We start from the raw sequence: 24,839 nt of genomic DNA, 5'->3' as shown, positions 1-24,839 counted from the left end.
CGCTGGCATGGTGGTGGACATGGCTGAACCGCTCCCCCTGCGTCCGCCACCTCCATTGCTGGACGATGCCTGCGCGTTGTTCCTCGATGTGGATGGCACCCTGATCGAATTCGCTGCACGCCCCGACGCCGTGCAGCTTCTCCCCGATGTGCGTGAAGCCATCGGCCGCATCAGCGATCGACTGGAAGGTGCAGTGGCACTGGTCAGTGGTCGCCCGCTTGAACAGCTGGACCAGTTGTTCGCACCGCTCAAGCTTCCTGCCGCGGGCCTGCATGGTCACGAGCTGCGTGCGCAGGACGGACACGTGATACGCGATGAGCATGGCGATGACACCGCCGACTGGCTGCATGCGCTTCATCAGCAAGCCATGCGATTCGCCCATGGCCACCCCGGCGTACTGGTCGAGAACAAGGGCGTAGGACTGGCCCTGCACTGGCGTGGTGCACCGCATGCGGCCGACGACGTGCGTGCCTTTGCTGACCGCCACGTGCGCGGCCGGGCCAGCTACCGCCTGCAACCGGGCGACCATGTGGTCGAATTCGTGCCGGTGGCGACCAACAAGGGCCGGGCCGTACGCCGGCTGATGCAGTACCTGCCGTTCCGTGGGCGTCTGCCGGTGTTCCTCGGCGATGACCTCACCGATGAATTCGGCTTCGATGCGGCCAATGGCCTGCATGGCTGGAGCGTGCTGATCGGCGAACGTGAACAGAGCGCGGCGGTGTTCGCGCTGCCCGACATACGCAGCGTGCACGCCTGGCTGCGTGAGAATGCGTATTGACCCCGGCCCCCACGGCCGCAACCGAGATGTACCGCGTGATGACCCAACCCGATCTTGATCTGGGCGTGGTCGGCAACGGCAGCTTCGGCGCCCTGGTCGACAAACACGCCCGTGTTGTCTGGAGTTGCCTGCCAACCTTCGACGGCGACCCGACCTTCTGTGCCCTGCTCAGCCCCAACCAGCAGACCGGCGGCGACTTCGCCATCGAGCTGGAAGACTTCGCCGACAGCGAGCAGGAGTACCTGACCAACACCGCGATCCTGCGCACCGTGCTGCGCGATGCGCATGGCGGTGCGCTGGAAATCCTCGACTTCGCCCCGCGCTGGCGCCAGAACGACCGTTTCTATCGGCCGGTGAGCCTGATCCGCCAGGTGCGTCCGTTGTCCGGCAGCCCGCGCATCGTGATCCGTGCACGGCCACTGGCCGACTGGGGCGCGCGCGTTCCCGAGTCCACCTGGGGCAGCAACCACGTGCGCTGGATCCTGCCCGAGCATGTGCTGCGCCTGACCACCGACGTCCCGGTGCGCTTCGTGCGCGATGGCCTGCCGTTCGTGCTCAACCATCCCATCCACCTGATCCTGGGTGTGGATGAATCGCTCAACCGTTCCATCAGCGGCTATGTGCAGGAAGCCTTCCAGCGCACCCGCGACTATTGGCGCGAATGGGTGCGGTATCTGTCCATCCCGCTGGAATGGCAGGACGCGGTGATCCGCAGTGCGATCACCTTGAAGCTGTGCCAGTACGAGGACAGCGGCGCGATCATCGCGGCGATGACCACCTCGATTCCGGAAGCGCCCGGCAGCGTGCGCAACTGGGACTACCGCTACTGCTGGCTGCGCGATGCCGCCTTCGTGGTGCGCGCGTTGAACCGCTTGGGCGCCACGCGCACGATGGAGCAGTTCCTCGGCTACATCTTCAACCTGGCTACCACCGACGGCACCCTGCAGCCGCTGTACGGCATCGGTTTCGAAGCCAAGCTGGACGAGGATGAAGTCCCCAGCCTGTCCGGCTACCGCGGCATGGGCCCGGTACGGCGCGGCAATCTGGCCTGGGTGCAGCGCCAACACGATGTCTACGGCAGCGTGGTGCTGGCCTCCACCCAGTTGTTCTTCGACCGCCGCCTGCAGGATCCGGGCGACAGCCACACCTTCGCTCGGCTGGAACCGCTGGGCGAACAGGCTTTCGCCCTGCACGACGTGCCCGATGCGGGCCTGTGGGAATTCCGCGGACGTACCGAAGTACATACCTACACCAGCGCCATGTGCTGGGCGGCGTGCGACCGCCTGTGCAAGATCGCCGTGCGCCTGAAGCGTGATGACCGCGCGCGGTACTGGCGCGAGCGTGCCGACACCATCCACGCGCGCATCATGGAAAAAGCCTGGAGCGAGGAACTCGGTCACTTCACCGACACCTTCGATGGCCATCGCCTCGACGCCTCGCTGCTGTTGCTGGCCGACATCGGCTTCATCGATGCCAACGATGCACGTTTCGTCGCCACCGTCGAGGCCATCGGCCGCGACCTCAAGCATGGCAACGCGCTGTACCGCTACATCGCGCCGGATGATTTCGGCGAGCCGGAAACCAGCTTCACCATCTGCACGTTCTGGTACATCGACGCGCTCGCTGCCATCGGCCGCATGGATGAAGCGCGCGAGATGTTCGAGGCGCTGCTGCGGCAACGCAACCATCTGGGCCTGCTGTCCGAGGACCTTGCCTTCGACGGGGGTGAGGCCTGGGGCAACTTCCCGCAGACCTACTCGCATGTCGGCCTGATCACCGCGGCCATGCGCCTGTCGCGGTCCTGGCAGGAGGCCTCGTGAGCCGTCTTGTCATCGTTTCCAACCGCGTTGCCGTCCCCGGTGAGAACCGCGCCGGTGGCCTCGCGGTGGGCCTGCTGGCGGCACTGAAGGAACGCGGCGGGCTGTGGTTCGGCTGGAGTGGCAAGAGCGTGCGCGAGACCAGTGGCACGCTGCACGAACAGCGCGACGGCGATATCCAGTACGTCACCATGGACCTGGCCAAGCGTGATGTGGACGGCTACTACAACGGCTTCGCCAATCGCACCTTGTGGCCCCTGCTGCACTTCCGCCTGGACCTGGTCGACTACGACCGTGGTACGCGCGAGACCTACCACAGGGTCAACGCCCTGTTCGCCGACAAGCTGGCGCCGCTGCTGCGCGAAGACGACATCGTCTGGATCCACGACTACCACCTGATTCCGCTCGGCGCGATGCTGCGCGAGCGCGGCATCGGCTGCCGCATTGGCTTCTTCCTGCACATCCCGATGCCCTCGGCTGATCTGCTGCAGGCCATGCCCGACCATCTGCGGCTGTTCTCCGCGCTGTACGCCTATGACCTGGTCGGCTTCCAGACCCAGCGCGATGCCGATCGCTTCCAGACCTATCTACGGCTGTTCGGCGGTGGCCGCGTACTCGACAACGGCAACCTCGAAGCGCCCGGCGGACGCCACTTCCGTGCCGCGGCGTTCCCGATCGGCATCGACACCGAACTGATCGCGCGCCAGGCCAGCACCGCCGCCAGCAAGGCCGCCGTGAAGAACCTGCGCAGCAGCCTGCGTGACCGCCAGCTCGCCATCGGCGTGGATCGCCTGGACTATTCCAAGGGCCTGCCCGAGCGCTTCCTCGGCTTCGAACGCTACCTGCAGCGCCATCCCGACCAGCGCGGGTCGCTCACCTACCTGCAGATCGCCCCGGTCTCGCGCGGCGATGTCACCGAGTACCGGCAACTGCGCAGCCAGCTGGAGCAGATCGCCGGCCACATCAATGGTGGCCACGCCGAACCCGATTGGACTCCGCTGCGCTACGTCAACCAGAACTTCACCCACGCCACCCTGACCGGCTTCTACCGCGCCGCCGCTGTCGGCCTGGTCACCCCGTTGCGCGATGGCATGAACCTGGTGGCCAAGGAGTACGTCGCCTCGCAGGACCCGGAAGATCCCGGTGTACTGGTGCTGTCCCTGCTGGCCGGCGCGGCCGATGAACTGAAGCAGGCGCTGCTGGTCAATCCGCACGACCTGGACGGTGTGGCCGATGCCATCGCCACCGCCGCCACGATGTCTCTGCGCAGGCGCAAGGAGCGCTGGCAGGCCATGATGGAACATCTGCGCACGTACGACATCAACCACTGGCGGCGTAGCTACCTGGAGGCGTTGGAGGGCTGATCCCCTCTTGCATCGCTATCGCTGCCCTCACAGCGCCGGTCCTGCCCGGCGCTTCTTCGTTGTGGACACGGTTCAAACGGTTTTCGCATGTGTACGGATTGTCGCTTTCAGCCCTAAATCGTTTCCGATTGAAACCTTTTCCCCGAGCGCGCAACCCTCGCCAAGAGATGTCGCAATCAGCACGGCGCGGCTGTAAACCCACCTTCGCACAAGGCCTTGCGTCTTCGGCTTGTGCCGCGCCATCGCGTGCGGCTGCAAACGAAACCGCGCTGGGCCCACTTATTTCATTTGGCGTTGACGCGCACTGCCCAGAGTGACGCCCCCAGAGCCATCGCGCTCCGCCACGGCGCTGTCCGCGAAGTGGCGTGCTCATCAACTCCTGGGGATTCACCGCATGTCTGCTTACAACCGTTTCATCGAAGACGCCGCAATTCGCTTCGAACTGGGCCACCGCGCCCGCTGGGTGGTCAGGGTGATCACCGCGTGGGTCGACTCGCACCCACAGGGGCTGGACGGTCTGCAGCAGCAGTTCGAGCAGGTGGGCCTGGGCGCCCGCTTCCACTCCTGGCGTCATCCCACGCGGCTGGCGTTGCCGATCGTCGCCAGTGAACTGGAACGAGCGCTCGGTGCCCACACTCTGGCGATGATCGCGCACCGCAGCGGCATGTCCCCTGGCGCATTCCGAGTGGTGGCCTGCCATCTGCTGCCCGGTGTGGTTGGCCTGTTGTCCTCGCCGACCGGTCTGGATCCCTCGACACCCCCGACCCGGCGCGCCCGCCTCGCCACGCCACGCCCGCTCATCACTGGCGGAGCCGCCTCCCGCGCCATGTATGGCATGGCACTGCGCAGCCTGCTGTGGACGCTGGCCGTGGTGGCGGTGCTGGCTGTCACCGCCTGGCTCCAGCTGAAGGCGCGCACGCCGCTGTGGACGGCGCAGGAGATTCCACGCGAACACGACGCACGGCTGTCGCTGCATCAGCAGGGCACGCAGATGCAGGTAGAGGGCAACCTGCCCCGCGAAACAGACCGTCGCCGCGTCTGGAATGCACTGTCGGCCGTGCATGGTCGGCAGAATCTGCACGGCAGCATCAGTCTGGACCCACGTGCGCGTCCCGCTCCTTGGCTGGACCGCCTGATCGACGATCTGCCCGTACTGCGCGGTGATGGCCTGCAGCTGGCATTCGAGGGGCCGCAGCTGCGGATCGACACCTCGGGCATGGGCGACGCACAGCGGCTGGCCATTTCAAGGCAACTGCGCCAGGACTTCTCCGCCTTGGAAATGAGTGGCCTGTGGGGCCCGGGGCTGGCTGCACTGGCGCAGTTGCCGGCAGACGCCGACGCAGCGCAGCGCATCAACGCGCTGAACCTGACCACCCTGAAGTTCCAGCCCGGTTCCACCGAACTGACCGGTGACTCCCGGCAGACCCTGACCGCGGTAGCCGCTGCACTGCGCGGCGTGCCAGCCGGGTCACGGGTGGAAGTGGCCGCACACACCGACAGCGCGGGCAGCACCGAGGGCAACCGGCAGCTCAGCCAGCTACGTGCGGACGCACTCGCCCAGGCACTGCAGGAGCACGGTGTTGCTGCCGACGTGCTGGTACCAGCGGGCTATGGTCACGATCATCCCGTGGCCGACAACCGCAGCGAAGAGGGGCGCGCCCGCAATCGGCGCGTTACCTACAGGACGCTGCAGTAACGCCGCGCCCCGTGCCAGCACAGGCGGTAGCAGCAAGTCGCGCCCAGCGCCGGTCAGTCCAGGAACCGTGCCGCCTGCTGCGGATCGGGTAGATGGCATGCAACGTGGCGCCCGAACCAACGGTATCGGTTGCGCGCCAATACCCGGTACGCACCATCGCGCCAGCGCCGTGGCAGCACGCGCAGCACGGCCGCCAGACGCCAGCCACCGCCCAGGCCTGTCAGCACGCGCAGGATCGCATCGGTATCGGTCCACGCCCCTTGTGCGTCCAGCAGCAGGAACGAGGTCGGGTCATGTGCATCCAGCCCGTGTGCCCGCAACAGCGCGCTGCCCTGCGCGCCCTGCATGGCCGCGAAGCGAAAGCGCTCCCGCCGGTCGAAGCGCAGCAGGAAACGCACCCAGCGGCTGCACAACGCGCAGACGCCGTCGAAGACGATCACGCCGCCAGGTTCTGCCCCCGCAGCGTGATCACCCCGCATCAGTCCATCCACACCAGCGTCGCCATCCGACCGGTACGGCGATCGCGACGGTGCGAATACAGATCTGCATCCGCCATCGTCGACACCGTTCCACCATGGATGCTGCCCAGGTCCATGCCTGCAGCCTGCAGGCGCTGTCGCGCCAGCGCGAACAGGTCCACCTTCCAGTGGCCTGGCCGGGTGGCCACGAAGGCCGCCGCAGCGGCCGCGTCGTGGCCGACGAAGGCGTGGTACACCTCTTCGCCGATCTCGTAGTCGGCCGGTCCCGCTGCCGGGCCCAGCCATGCGCGCAGCTGTGCCGGTGGCGTCTGCATGGCGGCCACAGTGGCCTCCAGCATGCCGTCGGCCAGGCCACGCCAACCGGCATGGGCAGCGCCCACCTCGCTGCCGTCGACGGCGGTGAACACCACCGGCAGGCAATCCGCGGTGAGGATCGCCAGCACCACGCCGGGTACCGAGGTCACTGCGGCATCGGCTACCGGTTCACTGGCTCCTTCCACCGGCGGCGCAGCGAAACGCAGCACGGTGCTGCTGTGCACCTGGCGCAGCCAATGCGGCGCCGATGGCAGTGCCAGCCCCTGCTGCAGCACCTGCCGGTTGTGCTCGACGTTGGCCGGCGTGTCGCCATCGGCCGCATGCCGGTTGCCCAGGTTGAACTGGGCGAACGGCGCTGGCGAGACGCCCGCGCCGTGCCGGCGCGTGGTCAACGCATGCACGCCCGGGGGCGCCGGCCAATCGGCCTGCAGCAACGGCAGCGGAGTATTCATTACCAGCGGTCCCGCTCGCGTTCAGCGAAGGCCGCGCTGTCTTCACGCAGTACCTTCATCAGGTGCAGCATGTCGGCCGGCGCCGGCGCGGTGTTGCGCACCGGCTCCCCGCTGATCGGGTGCACAAATTCCAGGGTCTCGGCATGCAGGGCCTGGCGCTTGAAGCCGCGCAGCGCGGCCACCAGCTCGTCGCTGGCACCCTTGGGCAGCTTCAACGCGCCGCCGTACAGCTGATCGCCCACGATCGGATGACGCAGGTGCGCCATGTGCACGCGGATCTGGTGGGTACGCCCGGTTTCCAGGCGGCATTCCAGCGCGGTATGCGCACGGAAGCGCTCGCGCAGGCGGTAATGGGTCACCGCTTCCTTGCCATCCTCGCGAACGCCCATCTTCAGGCGGTCGCGTGGGTGACGGTCGATCGGCGCATCTGCCGTACCACCGGCCACCAGCGCGCCCATCACCACAGCCAGGTACTGGCGGTGCACGTCACGGGCAGCCAGCTGCTCGACCAGCGCGGTCTGCGCTTCCAGCGTGCGGGCCACGACCATCACCCCGCTGGTGTCCTTGTCCAGGCGATGCACGATGCCCGCGCGCGGCAGCACCGCCACCGACGGGTCGCGGTACAGCAGCGCGTTGACCAGGGTACCGCTGTGGTTGCCGGCACCGGGGTGGACCACCAGACCGACCGGCTTGTTGATCACCAGCAGGTGCTCGTCCTCGAACAGCACGTCCAACGGGATGTCTTCCGGCTCGGCGGTGGTCTGGGTTTCCAGCATCACCTGCAGGGTGACCACCTCGCCGCCACGCAGTGCCTCGCGCGGGCGCGCCTGTACGCCGTCCAGCAGGACGTCGCCGGTCTTGATCCACTCTGTCAGGCGGGAGCGGGAGTATTCGGGGAACAGCTCGGCCACGACCGCGTCGAAACGACGGCCGGCGGAGGTGTCGGGGACAATGGCCTGGCGGGCCGATTCGGAGGGTTGTTCAGACATGGCAGGGGGCATCTTTGAAATTTTGGGGTCCCGGCGAGCCGGTTTCAGTCGCTGGACAGGACACTAGGCTATCATCGACCCTTCGTATTCCAGCCGCGTCCCGCATTGACCCCATGATCCGACGCTCCGTCCTGCTCTCCGCGCCCGTCCGCCTCACCGCCCTTCTGCTGGTGCTGGTCATCGTCGCCACCGGCTGCAACCGCGGCACCAAGGGCGATCGCCCCGATGAAGGCACCCCGGTCGAACAGCTCTACGAAAAGAGCCACAAGCTGATGCAAGGCGGCAACTGGAGCGGCGCTGAAGCCAGCTTCCGCCGCCTGGTGGCACAGTATCCCTACGGCCCGTACACCGAGCAGGCGATGATCGAGTCGGCCTATGCCCAGTACAAGGCCGGCAAGCACGATGACGCGGTGTCCAGCATCGACCGCTTCATCCGCACCTACCCGACCCACCGCAACGTTGCGTACCTGTACTACCTGCGCGGCCTGGCCAACTCCAACCGCAGTACGGTTTTCCTGCGTCGCGTATGGTCGCTGGATGCAAGCCGCCGCGATCTGTCCACGCCGCACCAGGCGTATTCGGACTTCAACATCGTGGTCGACCGCTACCCCAACAGCCGCTATGCCGCCGATGCGCGCCAGCGGATGCTGGTGCTGCGTGACCTGTTCGCCCAGCACGAGCTCGACAACGCCCTGTACTACATGCGCCGTGGCGCCTGGGTCTCGGCCGCTGGACGCGCCAACTACCTGCTGGAAACCTACCCGCAGAGCGCGTTCCAGAACGACGCGGTGGCGGTGCTGGCCGACTCCTACACCCACCTGGGCAACAAGACCCTGGCCGACGACGCCCGCCGCGTCCTGCAGCTGAACCAGCCGGACCACCCGTGGCTGGAAGGCAAGTGGCCGAAGTACCCGTGGATGATCCGCAAGCTGAACCCGTTTGCCGGCGAGAAGTCCGCCGCCACCGGCCAGCGCAACGCGCGACTGGAAAAGAAGTAAGAAGAGGCCCCGCAAGGGGCCTTTTTTTGTCAGGTAGATCCACGTCATGCGTGGATGCACGGTGCATCGGGTTGCCGGCCAACGGCCGGCACTCCCTGTCGTCTGGTAGCGCCGGGCCATGCCCGGCGCCCCGCCTCAGCCCTTGAAGCCGTTGCTGATCGGGTACCGGCGCTCACGCCCGAACGCGCGACGCGACACCTTCGGCCCGGGCGCGGCCTGGTGGCGCTTCCACTCGCTGATGCGCACCAGACGCAGCACACGGTCGACCACCGCCGCGTCGTAACCGGCCGCAACGATCTCCGTGCGCGACTGCTCCTGGTCGATGTAGCGGTACAGGATGCCGTCCAGCACGTCATAGGCCGGCAGCGAGTCCTGGTCCAGCTGGTTCTCACGCAGCTCGGCCGACGGCGGTCGGCTGATCACCGCCGGCGGGATCACCGGCGCACCGCCCACGGTGTTGCGCCACTTGGACAGGCCGAACACCTCGGTCTTGTACAGGTCCTTCAACGGCGCATAGCCACCGCACATGTCGCCGTAGATCGTGGCGTAACCGACTGAGTACTCGCTCTTGTTGCCTGTCGTCAGCAACAGGCCACCGAACTTGTTGGCGAGCGCCATCAGGATCACGCCACGGCTGCGCGACTGCAGGTTCTCCTCGGTCACGTCCGGCGCAGTGCCTTCGAACATCGGTGCCAGCGATTCCATCAGCCCCTTGAACGCCGGCTCGATCGACACCGCCTCCAGCTTCACGCCCAGCGCCTGGCATTGCTCGGCGGCCAGGTCGTTGGACAGGCCTGCGGTATAGCGCGACGGCAACCGCACTGCGGTGACGTTTTCAGCACCCAGCGCATCAACGGCCATCGCCAGCACGATCGCCGAGTCGATGCCGCCGGACAGCCCCAGCCACACCTTCCTGAAGCCGTTCTTGCTGCAGTAGTCCTGGATGCCGCGGGTCACCGCGCGCCAGGCCAGCGCATCCATGCTCTCGTCGCCGTCGTCCATCCACACGTGCGGCATGAAGCGGCGCGTCGCGCCGTCGTACTCCACCACCAGCCACTGGTCGACGAAAGCCGCCGCCGCCGGATGCACCGTGCCATCACCATCGGCCACCACCGATGCACCATCGAACACCAGTGCATCCTGGCCACCGACCACATTGAGATAGGCAATGGCCGCGCCGCTTTCGCGGGTACGTGCCGCCAGCACCGCATCGCGCTGGGCATGCTTGCCGCGTTCGTACGGCGAAGCGTTGGGCACCACCACCAGCTGCGCACCGGCACGCACCGTATCGGCCAGCGGCTCGGCGAACCACAGGTCTTCGCAGATCAGCAGGCCAACGGGAATGCCGTCGACCTCGAACACGCAGCTGCCACCGTCCGGGTCGACATCGAAGTAGCGGCGCTCGTCGAACACCGCGTAATTGGGCAGCTCGCGCTTGCGGTAGGTCTGCTCCACCAGGCCATCGCGCAGCACGCTGGCTGCGTTGTAGACCACCGCGCCGGCCGCCTGCGGCCAACCGACCACGGCGGTGATGCCACGGCACGCAGCGGCAATGCGGGTCATCGCCTGCTCGCACTCGTACAGGAAGCCCGGGCGCAGCAGCAGGTCCTCCGGCGGATAGCCACTGACCGCCAGCTCGGGGAACATCACCAGCCCGGCGCCGTATTCGTCGCGCGCCTGGCCGATCATCTCGATGATGCGCTCGGTGTTGCCGGCGACATCGCCGACCGGAAAGTCGAACTGCGCCATCGCGATGCGGATCGAAGCCATGGGAATCCAGCCTGTGGTTGCAATGCCCACATTGTAACGCCGGGCCATGCGCGCGCCGGGCGCGCTCACTGCGTGGACAGCCCCGGCTCAGTAGATCCACGCCGTGCGTGGATGGGCCGACCAGACGGCCGCCAGACGCAGAAAAGCCGCCCGAGGGCGGCTTTTCCAAAGCAAGCCGAGCGTGGGCTCGGCTCTACAGAATCGGCTGCCAGAGGCAGTCGATCTTATTTCACCAGCTTGGCGATGGCCGCACCCAGGTCGCCCGGCGAACGCACGGTGACGACGCCAGCAGCTTCCATTGCAGCAAACTTGCCTTCGGCAGTGCCCTTGCCGCCCGATGCGATCGCACCAGCGTGGCCCATGCGCTTGCCAGCCGGAGCCGACGCACCGGCGATGAAACCGACGACCGGCTTCTTCACGTGGTTCTTGATGTACTCGGCACCGGCTTCTTCAGCGTCGCCGCCGATTTCACCGACCATGATGATGCCTTCGGTCTGCGGGTCTTCGTTGAACAGCTTCAGGCAGTCGACGAAGTTCAGGCCGTTGATCGGATCACCACCGATGCCGATGCAGGTGGACTGGCCCAGGCCGACTTCGGTGGTCTGCTTGACCGCTTCATAGGTCAGGGTGCCCGAACGCGACACGATGCCGATCTTGCCCGGCTTGTGGATGTGGCCCGGCATGATGCCGATCTTGCACTCACCCGGGGTGATGACGCCCGGGCAGTTCGGCCCGATCAGCACGGTGTCCGGATGCGAACGGGTCAGCACGTTCTTGACGCGCAGCATGTCCAGCACCGGGATGCCTTCGGTGATGCAGACGATGACCTTGATGCCGGCAGCAGCGGCTTCCAGGATCGCGTCAGCCGCGTACGGCGGCGGCACGTAGATGACCGAAGCGTTGGCGCCGGTGCTCTGCACGGCGTCGGCAACGGTGTTGAAGACCGGCAGGTCGATATGGGTGGTGCCACCCTTGCCCGGGGTCACGCCGCCAACAACCTGGGTGCCGTACTCGATCATCTGAGTGGCGTGGAAGGTGCCCTGCTGGCCGGTGAAGCCCTGCACGATCACCTTGGTGTTCTTATTGATCAAAACTGACATTGGATTTCCTTCGGTGTCGGATCAGGCGGCGTTCTTGACAGCTTCGACGACCTTCTTGGCACCGTCGTTGATGTTGTCGGCCGGGATGATGGCCATGCCGCTGTCACGCAGCAGCTGCTTGCCTTCTTCCACATTGGTGCCTTCCAGACGCACCACGACCGGAACCTTGACGCCCACTTCCTTCACAGCGGCGATGATGCCTTCGGCAATCATGTCGCAGCGGACGATGCCGCCGAAGATGTTGACGAAGATGCCTTCGACCTTGTCCGAGGACAGGATCAGCTTGAACGCTTCGATGACGCGCTGCTTGTTGGCACCGCCGCCCACGTCCAGGAAGTTCGCCGGCTCGCCGCCGTTGAGCTTGATGACGTCCATGGTGGCCATGGCCAGGCCTGCGCCGTTGACCATGCAGCCGATGTTGCCGTCCATGGTGACGTAGTTGATGTCCAGTTCCGAAGCGATCACTTCGGTCGGATCTTCCTGGGTCTTGTCGCGCATGGCGACCAGCGCCTTCTGGCGGAACGCGGCGTTGTCGTCGCTGTCGAACTTGCCGTCCAGCGCGTACAGGTTGCCGTCGTCGAGGATGGCCAGCGGGTTGATTTCAACCAGGGCCAGGTCCTTTTCGTTGAACAGGCGGTACAGGTTCACCATGATGTTGGCGAACTGGCCGGCCTGCTTGGCGGTCAGGCCCAGCTTGAAGCCGAAATCACGACCGTGGTAACCCTGCACGCCTTCGACGAAGTCGACGTTCAGCGAATGGATCAGCTCCGGGGTTTCAGCGGCGACCTGCTCGATCTCCACGCCGCCTTCCGAAGAAGCGATGTAGGTGATGGTCTTGGTGCCACGATCAACCAGCACCGACAGGTACAGTTCCTTGACGATCTCGCCAGCGGTGGTCACCAGCACCAGGTTGACCGGCAGTTCAACGCCGGCGGTCTGGTAGGTGGCCATCTTGGTGCCGAGCATCTTGGCCGCAGCGGCCTTCACGTCGTCGGTGGTCTTGCAGAACTTGACGCCGCCAGCCTTGCCGCGGCCGCCAGCGTGGATCTGCGCCTTGACCATCCAGGGGCCCTGGCCCAGGGAGTTGGCAGCGGCAACAGCTTCGTCCGGGGTCGCAGCGACCTTGCCGGCCGGGACCGGGATGCCGTACTCGGCAAGCAGTTGTTTTGACTGGTATTCGTGGAAATTCATGCGTCACCGTGGGAATAGGAACGACCGCACGCAATTCCTCAGGGCCCCGGCGGGGCGCCGGCATGGACCGCGGCGGGCCCACTATTGTGGCCGAGCCGGCGCCGGGGCGCAAAGAAGTATGGACAAAAGACCGCAACCGGCCAGATTTCCACGGGCATTCAGGCAGTTGCGGCATGGCCCGGCCCGCCGCCCCCGGGCCGGCCCCGGCCGATTGCGCAGCCCAGCCCGGTACAGGCGCCCTATACTGACCCCGTAAAATCGAGCCCACGGTGCCGGCAACCGGGCAGCGAACAGATCCGACGATCGGGGGACGTCGGGAAGGTTCGGCCCACCGCCGTCATGATCCAGTTCCAGGCAGCCAGAAGGGGAGTTCCGGCGTGTCACCCAGTGCTTCATTGATCGACCGCATCGAATCGATACCGCGGCGAGAGCTGTATTTCTTCGCCCTGTACCGGGTGCTGATCGCCTCGGTCATCGCCGCACTGCTGTACAGCCCGTTGTCGGCGATCGGCGGCGAAGCCCATCACCCGCGCCTGGCCTACACCGTGGCGGCGGCCTACCTGCTGCTGTCCCTGTTGTGGCTGGTGATCGGCCGCAACGAGCGCTGGCTGCGGCAGATCGTGGTCGGCGGCGTGCTGCTGGACATCGTTGCCGCCAGCCTGCTGGCGCATGCCCTGCCCGGTGCCAGCGCCGGCATCTCGATGTCGCTGCTGTTCAACATCGCCGCCGCCGCCACCCTGCTGCCGCTGAGCTGGGGCCTGGTGCTGGCGCTGGCCGCCAGCGTCGCCACCGCCGCCGAATACATGTGGAAGGTGCTGGAAGGCGGCGATCCCACCCGTACCCTGGCCGAGCTGGCGATGTTCACCACCAGCTACCTGGCGCTGGCGTTCATCAGCTACCAGGTCGGCAACCGCGCACGCCGCAACCAGCAGCTGGCCAACCAGCGCGGCGACGAAGTGGCCAACCTGTTCCAGATCAACGAACTGATCATCCGCCGCATGCGTACCGGCGTGGTCGTGGTGGATGCCGACAGCCGCATCACCCTGGCCAACGAAGCCGCCTCGATCCTGCTCGGCGACAATGACGGCAACGGCGAATCCGGCCGCCTGGATCTGGCCAGCGTCGCCCCCGAGCTGGCGCGCCGCCTGCAACGCTGGCGCAACGGCTGGGCGCAGGATGAAATGCCACTGCAGCTCAACCCCGACCAGCCGGAAGTGCAACCGCGCTTTGCCCGGCTGCTGGCCGGCAGCGACCTGGTGCTGGTGTTCCTGGACGACTCCAGCGTGGTCTCGCGCCGTGCCGAGTCGCTCACCCTGTCGGCGATGGGACGTTTCTCGGCCAGCCTTGCCCACGAGATCCGCAACCCGCTGGCGGCCATCAACTACGCCGTGCAGCTGCTTGAGGAAGGTACCGGCTTCAACGACAGCGACCGTCGTCTGCTGCAGATCATCCACCAGCAGTGCCAGCGTACCAACGGCATCGTCGAGAGCGTGCTCGGCCTGGCCCGGCGCGAACGCGCCAATCCGGAAAACGTGGATCTGGCTGCCTTCGTGCGCCGCTTCGTACTGGAGTACAAGCAGGGGCAGACGCTGGAAACCGACAGCATCGAGCCGATCATCAACGACACCTCGGTGCCGGCACAGGTCGACCCGCGCCACCTGTACCAGGTGCTGACCGTGCTGGTGCACAACGCCCTGAAGTACGGCCGCATCGGCGAGCAGCCCGCGCGCGTACGGCTGCGCGTGGCCCAGCACGAACGCAGTGCGGTGATCGACGTGATGGACCGTGGCCCCGGCATTCCCGAGACCGTCGCCGCACAGCTGTTCCGCCCCTTCTTCACCACCTCCGAGCACGGCACCGGGCTGGGGCTGTACATCGCCCGCGAGCTGTGCCGGGCCAACCAGGCACGACTGGATTACATCCCCGTTCCCGCCGGGGGCTCCTGCTTCCGCTTGGTTCTGCCTGGTCCGCACACGCTGTTTCCGGACTGATTCCGCCCGTCAAACATTTGTCGCATTCCACCCCCTCGGCTATCTTTCCCACCCATGAACGAAACCCGCAGCGCCCTCGTCGTCGACGATGAACGCGATATCCGCGAACTGCTGGTGTTGACCCTCGGCCGCATGGGCCTGCGCATCAGCACCGCCGCCAACCTCGCCGAAGCCCGCGAGCTGCTGGCCAGCAATCCCTATGACCTGTGCATCACCGACATGCGCCTGCCCGACGGCAACGGCATCGAACTGGTCAGCGAGATCGCCCAGCACTACCCGCGCACGCCGGTGGCGATGATCACCGCCTTCGGCAGCATGGACCTGGCAGTGGAAGCACTGAAAGCCGGTGCCTTCGATTTCGTCAGCAAGCCGGTGGACATCACCGTGCTGCGCGGCCTGGTCAAGCACGCACTGGAACTCAACAACAGCGAACGCCCGGTTGCCGGGCCCGCTGCCGAACAGGCCGCGCGCCTGCTGGGTGAATCGCCAGCCATGGACGTGCTGCGCGCCACCATCGGCAAGGTCGCGCGCAGCCAGGCGCCGGTCTACATCCTGGGCGAGTCCGGGGTGGGCAAGGAACTGGTCGCGCGCACCATCCACGCGCAAGGTGCACGCGCCGCCGGGCCGTTCGTGCCGGTGAACTGTGGCGCCATCCCCACCGAATTGATGGAGAGCGAGTTCTTCGGCCACCGCAAGGGCAGCTTCACCGGCGCTCATGCCGACAAACCAGGACTGTTCCAGGCCGCACACGGCGGCACCCTGTTCCTGGATGAAGTGGCCGAGCTGCCGTTGCAGATGCAGGTGAAGCTGCTGCGTGCAATCCAGGAGAAGTCGGTGCGTGCGGTGGGCGCGCCCAGCGAAGAACCGGTGGACGTGCGCATTCTTTCGGCCACCCATAAGGATCTGGCCGAGCTGGTCGAGGACGGTCGCTTCCGCCACGACCTGTACTACCGCATCAACGTCATTGAGCTGCGTGTGCCGCCGCTGCGCGAGCGCCGTCAGGACCTGCCGGCGCTGGCCGCGTCGATCCTGGCACGGCTGGCCCGCAGCCATGGCCGCAGCACGCCGCTGCTGGCACCTTCGGCGCTGGACGCACTGGCCCAGTATGGGTTCCCGGGCAATGTGCGCGAGCTGGAGAACATCCTGGAACGCGCACTGGCGCTGGCGGAAGAAGACCGCATCGGTGCCGACGACCTGCGCCTGCCGCAGCATGCACCGCGCTCACCGGGCAGTGCGGCCCATCCCGAAGCCGTGGTCGATCTGCACCCTGGCAGCGCCGCCCTGCCCTCGTACATCGAGCAGCTTGAGCGCAGTGCGATCCAGCGTGCGCTGGAAGAAAACCGCTGGAACAAGACCCGTACCGCCGCGCAGCTGGGCATCACCTTCCGCGCGCTGCGTTACAAGCTGAAGAAGCTGGGAATGGAGTAAGGGCCGAGCGGCCCTGGTAGACGCCAACCTTGGTTGGCGTTCCGTCGCCGCGTCATCCACGCATGGCGTGGATCTACTGGTAACGGCCATCCACGCATGGCGTGGATCTACTGTAGAGCCGATCCCGCATCAATCCTTGGTGACGCGGTTGATCTCGGCGAGGCTGGTTACACCCGCGGCCGCCTTCTTCAACGCCGACTGGCGCAGGTCGTTCACACCAATCGCCTGCGCCGCCTCGGCAATCTGCAGCGCATTGCCGCCCGCCAGCACGATGGTCGCGATCTCGTCGGTCATCGGCATCACCTGGTACAGGCCGGTACGGCCCTTGTAGCCCCCGGTGCATTCATCGCAGCCCACCGCTTCGTGCAACTGGATGCCCGCGTCCAGCTGCGCCTGGGTGAAGCCTTCCGCCAGCAGTGCATGTGCCGGCAGGTCAGCCGGCTGCTTGCAGTTCGAACACAGGCGGCGCGCCAGACGCTGGGCAATCACCAGCGTCACCGAGCTGGTGATGTTGTACGGCGCAATGCCCATGTTCATCAGGCGCGCGATGGTCTGCGGCGCGTCGTTGGTATGCAGCGTGGATAGCACCATGTGGCCGGTCTGCGCGGCCTTGATCGCGATCTCGGCCGTTTCCAGGTCGCGGATTTCGCCGACCATGATGATGTCCGGATCCTGGCGCAGGAACGAACGCAATGCAGCCGCGAAGGTCATGCCACGCTTGTTGTTCTGCTGTACCTGGTTGACGCCGGGCAGACGGATTTCCACCGGATCTTCGGCGGTGGAAATGTTGCGGGTCTCGTCATTGAGGATGCCCAGCGCGGTGTACAGCGACACCGTCTTGCCCGAACCAGTCGGGCCGGTCACCAGCACCATGCCGTAGGGCTTGTGGATCGCGTCCAGGAACAGCTTCTGCTGGTCCGGCTCGTAACCCAGCTTGTCGATGCCCAGCTTGGCCGCGCTGCCATCAAGGATACGCAGCACCACCTTCTCGCCGAACAGCGTGGGCAGTGTGCTGACGCGGAAATCGATCTGCTTGGTCTTGGAGAGGTTGAGCTTGATGCGGCCATCCTGTGGCACGCGCTTTTCCGCGATATCCAGCTGCGCCATCACCTTCAGGCGCGCGGCGATACGCTGGTTGAGCTTGTTCGGCGCGCGCGCGACCATCTTCAGCAGGCCGTCGATGCGCAGGCGCACGCGGTAGTCGTCTTCGTAGGGCTCGAAGTGGATGTCCGAGGCGCCCTTGCGGATGGCGTCGATCAACACCTTGTTGATGAACTTCACCACCGGGGTATCGTCGCCCTTGGCGTCGATGCCGCTATCGCCGCCGGCCATGTCCTCGTCGCCGCCGGACACATCCAGATTGGCCAGCGCTTCATCATCGCCGCCGAGCGATTCGCCCAGGGTGTCGTGGCTGGAGTGCCACTGCTCGAACGTGCGACGGATCTGATCTTCATCGACCAGGATCGGCTCGACCACCAGGTTGGTGTGGAACTTGATCTCGTCCAGCGAGTGGGTCGGGTTGCTGGTGCCGACGAACAGCTTGCCGCCGCGCTTGAACAGCGGCAGCACGTTGTGCTTGCGCAGCAGTTCCTCGCTGACCAGGCTCATCGCGTTCTGGCTGGCATCGAACACCGACACGTCGAACAGCGGCATGCCGAACTCGACCGCATTGGCTGCGGCCAGCTGTGGCGGCGAGACCACCTTGTTCTGCGCGAACCAGGTGGGCAGCGGCTGGCGGGCGGCGGTGGCCTTGGCCATGGCATCGCGGGCACCGGCTTCATCCAGTGCGCCGTCCTGGACCAGGCGACGGGCCAGGCCGGTGATGCCGACGAGATTGGCGGTGGTGACTGCGTTCATGGCGGCGGACTTTGGAAGGGGTGATCAGGTTATAGACGCCCGAAGCGGGCATTACAAATGCAGATGCCCGCGATTTCTCGCGGGCATCTGTGGGATTGCTTCCAGCATTGAAGCCTGAAAGCCCTGTCTCAATTACGGGGTCAGGGTTTCGCAGGGATCGCCGACATAATTTGCGACGCTGGACGCGGTCACAACACAAGCCCAAGTGATCTGAGTGATGCCATCGGCCGGAATGGTCGGGGTCAGGGTCACACCAGCGGTAGCCGGGGTATCACGCGACGCACCGGTCAGGACGCCCGCGCCGCTGCAGTTGCTCGCACCCTGGCACAGGTTGGCCACTTCCGAAGAGTGGTTTTCAGCAACCTTGATCTTCTCGCCAGCAACGCTCGCGATCGCCTGGGTGATCTTCGCCTTGGCGGTGTAGTTACGGTACTGCGGCAGCGCAATGGCGGCCAGGATCGCGATGATCGCAACAACGATCATCAGTTCGATCAGGGTGAAGCCCTTCTGGTTCTTCATGATTACATCCCCAAGATAAGTGGTGGTTGAGTCAGCGCACAGGATCGGTCCGGCCATCGGCCGGCTGAGCGGGTCCTGCGCCCTGCGGGTGGATCAACGCAGGTTGCGTGCCAACCCCGGCACGCCTCCCCCTGGATTTCCCCGCGCCCATGATGGCAGCAATTTCTGCGATGTGAACCCCCCAGTCATCATTCTGCGATGGACCCGGCAATGTGACGCAGTGCGTCACCTTTGGCCGGCAGCCGGCACGAATTCGCACTCTCGCCCCTCCCGGCTCTGCCAAGACGGCGGTGAACCCGCTACCATCGGCAGATGCCCGTCTGGGGATGGCGGGCCGGGGAGCCAACATGTCTGTCAGTCGCAGTGCGATCAAGAAAGAACCGGTGGCCCGCGCCACCATGGAGTTGCAGCCGTTTGTCTGGCAGGGGACCGACAAGCGGGGCGTGAAGATGAAAGGCGAGCAGCTGGCGAAGAACGCCAACCTGCTGCGCGCTGAGCTGCGCCGGCAGGGGATCAACCCCGACCAGGTCAAGCCCAAGCCGAAGCCACTGTTCGGTGCCGCCGGCAAGGCAATCGGCACCAAGGACATCTCCTTCTTCAGCCGGCAGATGGCCACGATGATGAAGTCCGGCGTGCCGATCGTGTCGGCGCTGGAGATCATCGGCAGCGGACACAAAAACCCGCGCATGAAGAAGATGGTCGACGGGGTCCGCACCGACATCGAGGGCGGCTCGTCGCTGTACGAGTCGGTCAGCAAGTACCCGGTGCAGTTCGACGAGCTGTACCGCAACCTGGTGCGCGCCGGTGAAGGCGCCGGTGTGCTGGAAACGGTGCTGGATACCGTAGCCACCTACAAGGAAAACATCGAAGCGCTGAAGGGCAAGATCAAGAAGGCCCTGTTCTACCCGGCGATGGTGATCGCGGTGGCGCTGCTGGTCAGCGCCATCCTTCTTATCTACGTGGTACCGCAGTTCGAGGACGTGTTCAAAAGCTTCGGCGCCGATCTGCCCGCTTTCACACAGATCATCGTCAACGCTTCGCGCTTCATGGTGTCCTGGTGGTGGCTGATCGCCATCATCGTGATCGGCAGCATCGTCGGCTTCGTCATGGCCTACAAGCGTTCGCCCCCGATGCAGCATGCGATGGACCGCTTCATCCTGAAGGTGCCGGTGATCGGCCAGATCATGCACAACAGTGCCATCGCCCGCTTCTCGCGCACCACGGCGGTGACCTTCAAGGCCGGCGTGCCGCTGGTGGAGGCACTGGGCATCGTCGCCGGCGCCACCGGCAACAAGGTCTATGAGGAGGCCGTGCTGCGCATGCGCGACGACGTGTCGGTCGGCTATCCAGTCAACATGGCGATGAAGCAGACCAACCTGTTCCCGCATATGGTGGTACAGATGACATCCATCGGCGAAGAGGCCGGTGCGCTGGATACCATGCTGTTCAAGGTGGCCGAGTATTATGAGCAGGAGGTCAACAATGCCGTTGACGCCTTGAGCAGCCTGCTCGAACCGATGATCATGGTGTTCATCGGTGTGGTCGTGGGCGGCATGGTCGTCGGCATGTACCTGCCGATCTTCAAGCTCGCCTCCGTCGTCGGATAACACATACATGGCTTTTCTTGACCAGCATCCCGGCCTCGGCTACCCCGCCGCGGCCGGCCTGGGACTGCTTCTGGGCAGCTTCCTGAACGTCGTCATCCTGCGCCTGCCCAAGCGGCTGGAGTGGCAGTGGAAGCGGGATGCCCGTGAAGTGCTGGAAGAGCCGGACTTCTACGAGCCGCCCCCGCCGGGCATCGTGGTGGAGCCTTCGCACTGCCCGCACTGCAAGCACAAGCTGAGCTGGTACGAGAACATCCCGCTGTTCAGCTGGATGATCCAGGGCGGCAAGTGCCGCCACTGCAAGGCACCGATCTCCATCCAGTACCCGCTGGTGGAGGCGCTGACCGCAGTGATGGTGCTGGCCTGCGTATGGCAGTTCGGCTTCGGCTGGCAGGGCTTCGGTGCAATCGTGCTGACCTGCTTCCTGATCGCCCTGTCCGGCATCGACCTGCGCACCCAGCTGCTACCGGACCAGTTGACCCTGCCCCTGATGTGGCTGGGACTGATCGGCAGCATCGACAACCTGTACATGCCGGCCAAACCGGCCCTGCTGGGCGCCCTGCTGGGCTATCTGTCGCTGTGGTCGGTGTGGTGGCTGTTCAAGCAGCTGACCGGCAAGGAAGGCATGGGCCACGGCGATTTCAAGCTGTTCGCCGCGTTGGGTGCCTGGTGCGGGATGAAGGGCATCCTGCCGATCATCCTGATGTCGTCGGTACTGGGCGCCATCATCGGTTCGATCTGGCTGTACAGCCGTGGCCGTGACCGGGCGACGCCAATCCCGTTCGGCCCCTACCTGGCCCTGGCCGGCTGGCTGTTCTTCATGTGGGGCGAGCCCCTGCTGAACCAGTATCTGGTGATGAGCGGGCTGCGCTGAGGGGAGTACCCATGAGCCAGTATGTGGTGGGCCTGACCGGCGGCATCGCCTCGGGCAAGAGTGAGGTCACCCGGCGCTTCGAGGCGCTGGGAATTGTTGTGGCCGATGCCGACTTGGCCGCGCGTGCGGTGGTGGCCATCGGCAGCCCTGCCCTGTCGCTGATTGCAGAGCGCTTCGGTGCGGACATGCTGCTGGCCGACGGCAGCCTGGACCGTGCCCGGCTTCGCGCCCACATCTTTGCGGACCCGGCCGAGCGGACGGCGCTGGAAGCGATCACCCATCCGGCCATCCGCCGGTTGATGCAGCAGCAGTGCGAACAGGCCGCCAGCCCCTATGCGCTGGCAGCAATCCCGCTGTTGACCGAAGTGGGCGGCCGCCAGGCCTATCCGTGGCTGGACCGGGTCCTGCTGGTCGATACCCCCGAGGCGGTTCAGCATGCCCGCCTGATGCAGCGCGACGGCATCGATGCAGCCCTGGCCGACCAGATGATCGCCGCGCAGGCCAGCCGCGCGCAGCGCTTGGCCCTGGCCGATGATGTGGTGGTGAATGACGGTCTGCCGGATGACCTGCAGGTGCAGGTGGAGCGGTTGCACGCGCGGTATCTGGAGCTGGCTGCCGGGTAAGCCGGCAGGTTTGCCGGCTTCGACCGAACACGCATCCACGCATGGCGTGGACCTACTCCAGTTGCTGGCGGGCGTAGCGGGCCAGCTCGCGGGTGGCCAGCAACAGGCCCTCTACTACGTCCGGGGGCAGTTGCTGGCCTGCGCCGCCCTGTACCCGCGCCGCTTCGGCGGCGTGCAGCATCTGGATCAGCGCATTGAGACCGGCCAGGGTGCGGCTGAGGCTGGCCAGGGTTACCGCCTGCGATGGCGTAAGGCCGGTGCCCTGCCGGGTCTGGCCGTCGGCGTTGTCGCGGCCATCCATGCGCGCCAGCAGCGCCGGCAGCAGATCGCTGGGCTCGGCCAGCACGTCTTCGATACGTTCGGCGATGTCGGCCGGCAACTGGTCGGCGGATTCGCCGACCAGGCGGCGCAGGTTCGGATAGGTGGTGCGTGCAGACATGGCAAAGCTCCTCGCAGACGGCAAGGCCACCCGCAGATGCGAGGTGGCGGACGGTGCGGGTTGGCGTACCGGAGACCCAACAACTCAACAGCAAGGAAAAAGACTCCAGCGGATTCTGGTGAATCCCCACGCACCGCCCGCCGAAGCAAGAGCATGCGGTGCATTTTCCATGATGGCCTGGGCGCATCAGGAGCTGTTGAATTGTCGGGTTTATTCAGGACGCCAATCCCGGCCAGGGCGATGACCCCAGCCATGCCATCTCACCCGCGGCGCGCAATGCGGTCATGAGGCGAAAACGCCATGTGGGCCAACGATCTGCGGAAGCGTGCGGTGTGACACGCACAGTGCGCGGAGTGCATCACGCAGCTGTCGTGCTGGGCCAGAAGCGCCGCACCTTCACCAGCCCTGCATTGGCGTTGCATGCGACATTTCGCGCCGAGTGGGAGATATCGGCGACGGATGGATTCGTGCCGACCAAGGTCGGCACCCACCACAGCCATGGACGCCAGCGATCCGCCGCATCAAGCCAGAGAGGATTACAGCGGCTTCGGCGAGAACGTCAGTGTGGCGATCACGCCACGGGCGCCGCCTGGACGCACGCTCACCTGCCAGCCGTACAGGTCGCAAAGCCGGCTGACGATCGACAGGCCGATACCGCCGCCCTGCGAGTGTCCGGCGTGGGTACCGCGATAACCGCGCTGGAACAGCTTGGCGGCATCCTCCTCGCTCAGGCCCGGTCCGCTGTCGGTCACCGACACGGCATTGGCCCCCACGTGCACGCGCACCTCGCCATCCTGCGAATACTTCACGGCGTTGCCGATCAGGTTGCCCAGCGCCACCGACAACGCGGCTTCCGGGGCGTCGATGACCAGATCGCGCTCGCCATCCAGGTGCAGCTCCAGTGGCTTGCCACCCAACTGCGCGCGATGCGCATCCAGCAGCTGTTCGGCCACACGGGCCACATTGCTGCTGCCCTGCCCGCGTTCGTTGCGCGACAGCAGCAACAGCGCGCCGATCAGATCGCTGCACTGCTGCTCGGCACGCTGGATGCGCTGCAGGCGCTGCAGCACCTTCTCGTCCAGACCCGGGCGGGTCAGCAGCAACTCGGTGGCACCACGGATGACCGCCAACGGCGTGCGCAGTTCGTGGCTGACGTCGGCATTGAACTCACGGTCGCGCTGCACCACTTCGGTCAGCCGCGAGGAATAGTCATCGAGCGCCTGCGCCAGCTGCCCCACTTCGTCATCGGGGAAGCGCGGCGCCAAAGGTTCGGGGTCGCTGGTGCCACCACGGTACGCGCGCAGGCGTGCGGCGAGGTCCGAGACCGGCTTCATCACCTTCGAAGCCGACCACCAGCCCAGCACCAGCGACAGCAGGCTGAACACCAGCACCGACAGGAACAGCGCGCGGTTGAGCTGCTGCCCACCGCGAACGCTGTCGGTCATGTCGTAGGCCAGGAACGCCCAGGCATCGGGGGTCTTGCGCACGGCCAGCTTGTAGGAATAGCGCTCGCCGCGCTCGTCCACACCGCCCATGTTGTACAGGCCGTCCTTGAACTCGTACCAGTCCGGCTCTTCCTCGCGCAGCGCCTCGAACTTGTCCGGCTTGATCAGGCGCGCGCGCATCTGCTGCACGGGCAGGTCGGGGTTGCGGTCGGGGCTTTCGTAGTAGCGCCGCACGTACTCGCTGATGTTGCGGTTCATCACGTCTTCCACCAGCTGGTTTTCCACCCGCATGCGGGCCCAGTTGGTGGCGAACGCGAACAGTGTCGTCAGGCAGAAGCCCAACAACACGAACGAGACGATGATACGGCTGCGCAGGCGCCGCCGATAAGGCGTGCGCCGACGCTCCCCCTTGCTTGCCACCGAATCAGGCTTCCGGCGTAGCGATGCGGTATCCGATGCCATGGCGGGTCTGGATCATCGGCACTTCAAAGGGCTTGTCCACCACGGCGCGCAGGCCATGGATGTGCACGCGCAGCGAATCGGAATCCGGCAGCTCTTCGCCCCAGACACGGGTTTCCAGTTCCTGCCGGGTGACCACGGCCGGGGCCGCTTCCATCAGCGCCTGCAGGATCTTCAGTGCGGTCGGATTGAGCTGCAGCAGCTTGCCCTGGCGGCGCACTTCCAGCGTGTCCAGGTTGTATTCCAGATCGCCGGTTTCCAGCACGCGGGTCTGCACGCCCTTGCCGCGACGCGACAGGGCGTTCAGACGCACTTCCACTTCCTGCAGCGCGAACGGCTTGATCAGGTAGTCGTCGGCACCGGAATCGAAGCCGGCCAGCTTGTTGTCCAGCGAATCGCGCGCGGTCAGCATCAGTACCGGGGTCTGCTTGCGCGCTTCGTTGCGAAGCTTGCGGCAGACTTCGATGCCGTCCATGCCGGGCAGGTTGAGATCCAGGACAATCGCGTCGAACTCGTGCACGACAGCCAGATGCAACCCGGTTACTCCGTCGGCAGCGAAGTCCACGGTGTGGCCCCGGTCCTCCAGGTAGTCGCCCAGATTGGCCGCAATGTCGCTGTTGTCTTCGATTACCAGGATTCTCACTGTCACCT

At 65.8% G+C, this 24,839-nt stretch carries 21 protein-coding genes; 10 read left to right on the top strand and 11 right to left on the bottom strand.

From position 1 onward, the window contains the following. Positions 1-19 precede the first annotated feature (19 nt). The 4 genes from otsB to HUT07_RS03785 all read left to right on the top strand — a co-directional run bounded on the left by otsB (position 20) and on the right by HUT07_RS03785 (position 5,655). The gene (gene otsB / locus HUT07_RS03800) at positions 20-778 is read left to right on the top strand and encodes a trehalose-phosphatase (RefSeq protein WP_176019804.1); all 759 of its coding nucleotides are present in this window, start codon (positions 20-22) and stop codon (positions 776-778) included. Between the two features lie 38 nt (positions 779-816). Then, on the top strand, positions 817-2,598 hold the full coding sequence (locus HUT07_RS03795; RefSeq protein ID WP_176019803.1) for a glycoside hydrolase family 15 protein: 1,782 nt from the start codon (positions 817-819) through the stop codon (positions 2,596-2,598). After that, the gene (otsA, locus tag HUT07_RS03790; RefSeq protein ID WP_176019802.1) at positions 2,595-3,959 is read left to right on the top strand and encodes an alpha,alpha-trehalose-phosphate synthase (UDP-forming); all 1,365 of its coding nucleotides are present in this window, start codon (positions 2,595-2,597) and stop codon (positions 3,957-3,959) included. The genes HUT07_RS03795 and otsA overlap by 4 nt, the downstream gene beginning before the upstream one ends. Positions 3,960-4,353: 394 nt before the next feature. Beyond that, positions 4,354-5,655, top strand: a complete 1,302-nt coding sequence (locus tag HUT07_RS03785) for an OmpA family protein (RefSeq protein ID WP_176019801.1) — start codon at positions 4,354-4,356, stop codon at positions 5,653-5,655. 53 nt (positions 5,656-5,708) lie between these two features. On the opposite strand, the gene HUT07_RS03780 is transcribed toward HUT07_RS03785, so the two are convergent. From HUT07_RS03780 to rluD, 3 genes are read right to left on the bottom strand one after another with little or no spacing between them, the layout of a single operon-like run. Then, positions 5,709-6,134, bottom strand: coding sequence for a thiol-disulfide oxidoreductase DCC family protein (locus tag HUT07_RS03780; protein ID WP_176019800.1), 426 nt, complete (start codon positions 6,132-6,134; stop codon positions 5,709-5,711). Then, positions 6,134-6,901, bottom strand: a complete 768-nt coding sequence (gene pgeF, locus HUT07_RS03775; RefSeq protein ID WP_176019799.1) for a peptidoglycan editing factor PgeF — start codon at positions 6,899-6,901, stop codon at positions 6,134-6,136. Before pgeF ends, HUT07_RS03780 begins: the two co-directional genes overlap by 1 nt. Further along, a complete protein-coding gene (gene rluD / locus HUT07_RS03770; RefSeq protein WP_176019798.1) occupies positions 6,901-7,890 on the bottom strand; it encodes a 23S rRNA pseudouridine(1911/1915/1917) synthase RluD in 990 nt (329 codons plus the stop codon). The genes pgeF and rluD overlap by 1 nt, the downstream gene beginning before the upstream one ends. A 113-nt stretch (positions 7,891-8,003) precedes the next feature. Here rluD and HUT07_RS03765 point away from each other — a divergent pair, with 113 nt between their 5' ends. Further along, the gene (locus HUT07_RS03765; protein ID WP_176019797.1) at positions 8,004-8,888 is read left to right on the top strand and encodes an outer membrane protein assembly factor BamD; all 885 of its coding nucleotides are present in this window, start codon (positions 8,004-8,006) and stop codon (positions 8,886-8,888) included. 135 nt (positions 8,889-9,023) lie between these two features. On the opposite strand, the gene HUT07_RS03760 is transcribed toward HUT07_RS03765, so the two are convergent. The 3 genes from HUT07_RS03760 to sucC form a co-directional block, all read right to left on the bottom strand. Beyond that, on the bottom strand, positions 9,024-10,658 hold the full coding sequence (locus HUT07_RS03760; RefSeq protein WP_176019796.1) for an NAD+ synthase: 1,635 nt from the start codon (positions 10,656-10,658) through the stop codon (positions 9,024-9,026). Between the two features lie 224 nt (positions 10,659-10,882). After that, on the bottom strand, positions 10,883-11,758 hold the full coding sequence (sucD, locus tag HUT07_RS03755; RefSeq protein WP_017356169.1) for a succinate--CoA ligase subunit alpha: 876 nt from the start codon (positions 11,756-11,758) through the stop codon (positions 10,883-10,885). 21 nt (positions 11,759-11,779) lie between these two features. Continuing rightward, on the bottom strand, positions 11,780-12,949 hold the full coding sequence (gene sucC / locus HUT07_RS03750; RefSeq protein ID WP_025874298.1) for an ADP-forming succinate--CoA ligase subunit beta: 1,170 nt from the start codon (positions 12,947-12,949) through the stop codon (positions 11,780-11,782). 377 nt (positions 12,950-13,326) lie between these two features. Here sucC and HUT07_RS03745 point away from each other — a divergent pair, with 377 nt between their 5' ends. Both HUT07_RS03745 and HUT07_RS03740 read left to right on the top strand, forming a co-directional pair. Further along, positions 13,327-14,940 (top strand): ATP-binding protein, encoded by a 1,614-nt coding sequence (locus HUT07_RS03745; protein ID WP_176019795.1) that lies wholly within the window; start codon positions 13,327-13,329, stop codon positions 14,938-14,940. A 54-nt stretch (positions 14,941-14,994) separates the two neighbouring features. Next, entirely contained in the window at positions 14,995-16,368 is a 1,374-nt protein-coding gene (locus tag HUT07_RS03740; RefSeq protein ID WP_176019794.1) for a sigma-54 dependent transcriptional regulator, read from the top strand. A gap of 129 nt (positions 16,369-16,497) precedes the next feature. On the opposite strand, the gene pilB is transcribed toward HUT07_RS03740, so the two are convergent. Both pilB and HUT07_RS03730 read right to left on the bottom strand, forming a co-directional pair. Continuing rightward, complete coding sequence (gene pilB / locus HUT07_RS03735) at positions 16,498-18,225, bottom strand: type IV-A pilus assembly ATPase PilB (protein ID WP_176019793.1); 1,728 nt, start codon at positions 18,223-18,225, stop codon at positions 16,498-16,500. Positions 18,226-18,357: 132 nt separating this feature from the next. After that, on the bottom strand, positions 18,358-18,744 hold the full coding sequence (locus tag HUT07_RS03730; protein WP_176019792.1) for a prepilin-type N-terminal cleavage/methylation domain-containing protein: 387 nt from the start codon (positions 18,742-18,744) through the stop codon (positions 18,358-18,360). A 347-nt stretch (positions 18,745-19,091) separates the two neighbouring features. Here HUT07_RS03730 and HUT07_RS03725 point away from each other — a divergent pair, with 347 nt between their 5' ends. The 3 genes from HUT07_RS03725 to coaE are packed head-to-tail and all read left to right on the top strand — an operon-like array spanning position 19,092 to position 21,845. Continuing rightward, positions 19,092-20,351 (top strand): type II secretion system F family protein, encoded by a 1,260-nt coding sequence (locus HUT07_RS03725; protein WP_176019791.1) that lies wholly within the window; start codon positions 19,092-19,094, stop codon positions 20,349-20,351. 7 nt (positions 20,352-20,358) lie between these two features. Further along, positions 20,359-21,222, top strand: a complete 864-nt coding sequence (locus tag HUT07_RS03720; protein WP_176019790.1) for an A24 family peptidase — start codon at positions 20,359-20,361, stop codon at positions 21,220-21,222. An 11-nt stretch (positions 21,223-21,233) separates the two neighbouring features. After that, complete coding sequence (gene coaE, locus HUT07_RS03715) at positions 21,234-21,845, top strand: dephospho-CoA kinase (RefSeq protein ID WP_176019789.1); 612 nt, start codon at positions 21,234-21,236, stop codon at positions 21,843-21,845. 52 nt (positions 21,846-21,897) lie between these two features. On the opposite strand, the gene HUT07_RS03710 is transcribed toward coaE, so the two are convergent. From HUT07_RS03710 to HUT07_RS03700, 3 genes are all read right to left on the bottom strand, one after another. Beyond that, positions 21,898-22,284, bottom strand: a complete 387-nt coding sequence (locus HUT07_RS03710; RefSeq protein ID WP_176019788.1) for a hypothetical protein — start codon at positions 22,282-22,284, stop codon at positions 21,898-21,900. 536 nt (positions 22,285-22,820) lie between these two features. Further along, positions 22,821-24,191, bottom strand: a complete 1,371-nt coding sequence (locus HUT07_RS03705) for a HAMP domain-containing sensor histidine kinase (RefSeq protein ID WP_176019787.1) — start codon at positions 24,189-24,191, stop codon at positions 22,821-22,823. Beyond that, the gene (locus HUT07_RS03700) at positions 24,154-24,831 is read right to left on the bottom strand and encodes a response regulator transcription factor (protein ID WP_025874286.1); all 678 of its coding nucleotides are present in this window, start codon (positions 24,829-24,831) and stop codon (positions 24,154-24,156) included. The genes HUT07_RS03705 and HUT07_RS03700 overlap by 38 nt, the downstream gene beginning before the upstream one ends. Positions 24,832-24,839: the final 8 nt, after the last annotated feature.

The organism is Stenotrophomonas sp. NA06056 (assembly GCF_013364355.1).
Taxonomy (GTDB): Bacteria; Pseudomonadota; Gammaproteobacteria; order Xanthomonadales; family Xanthomonadaceae; genus Stenotrophomonas.
This window is presented reverse-complemented; position numbering and strand designations above follow the sequence as displayed.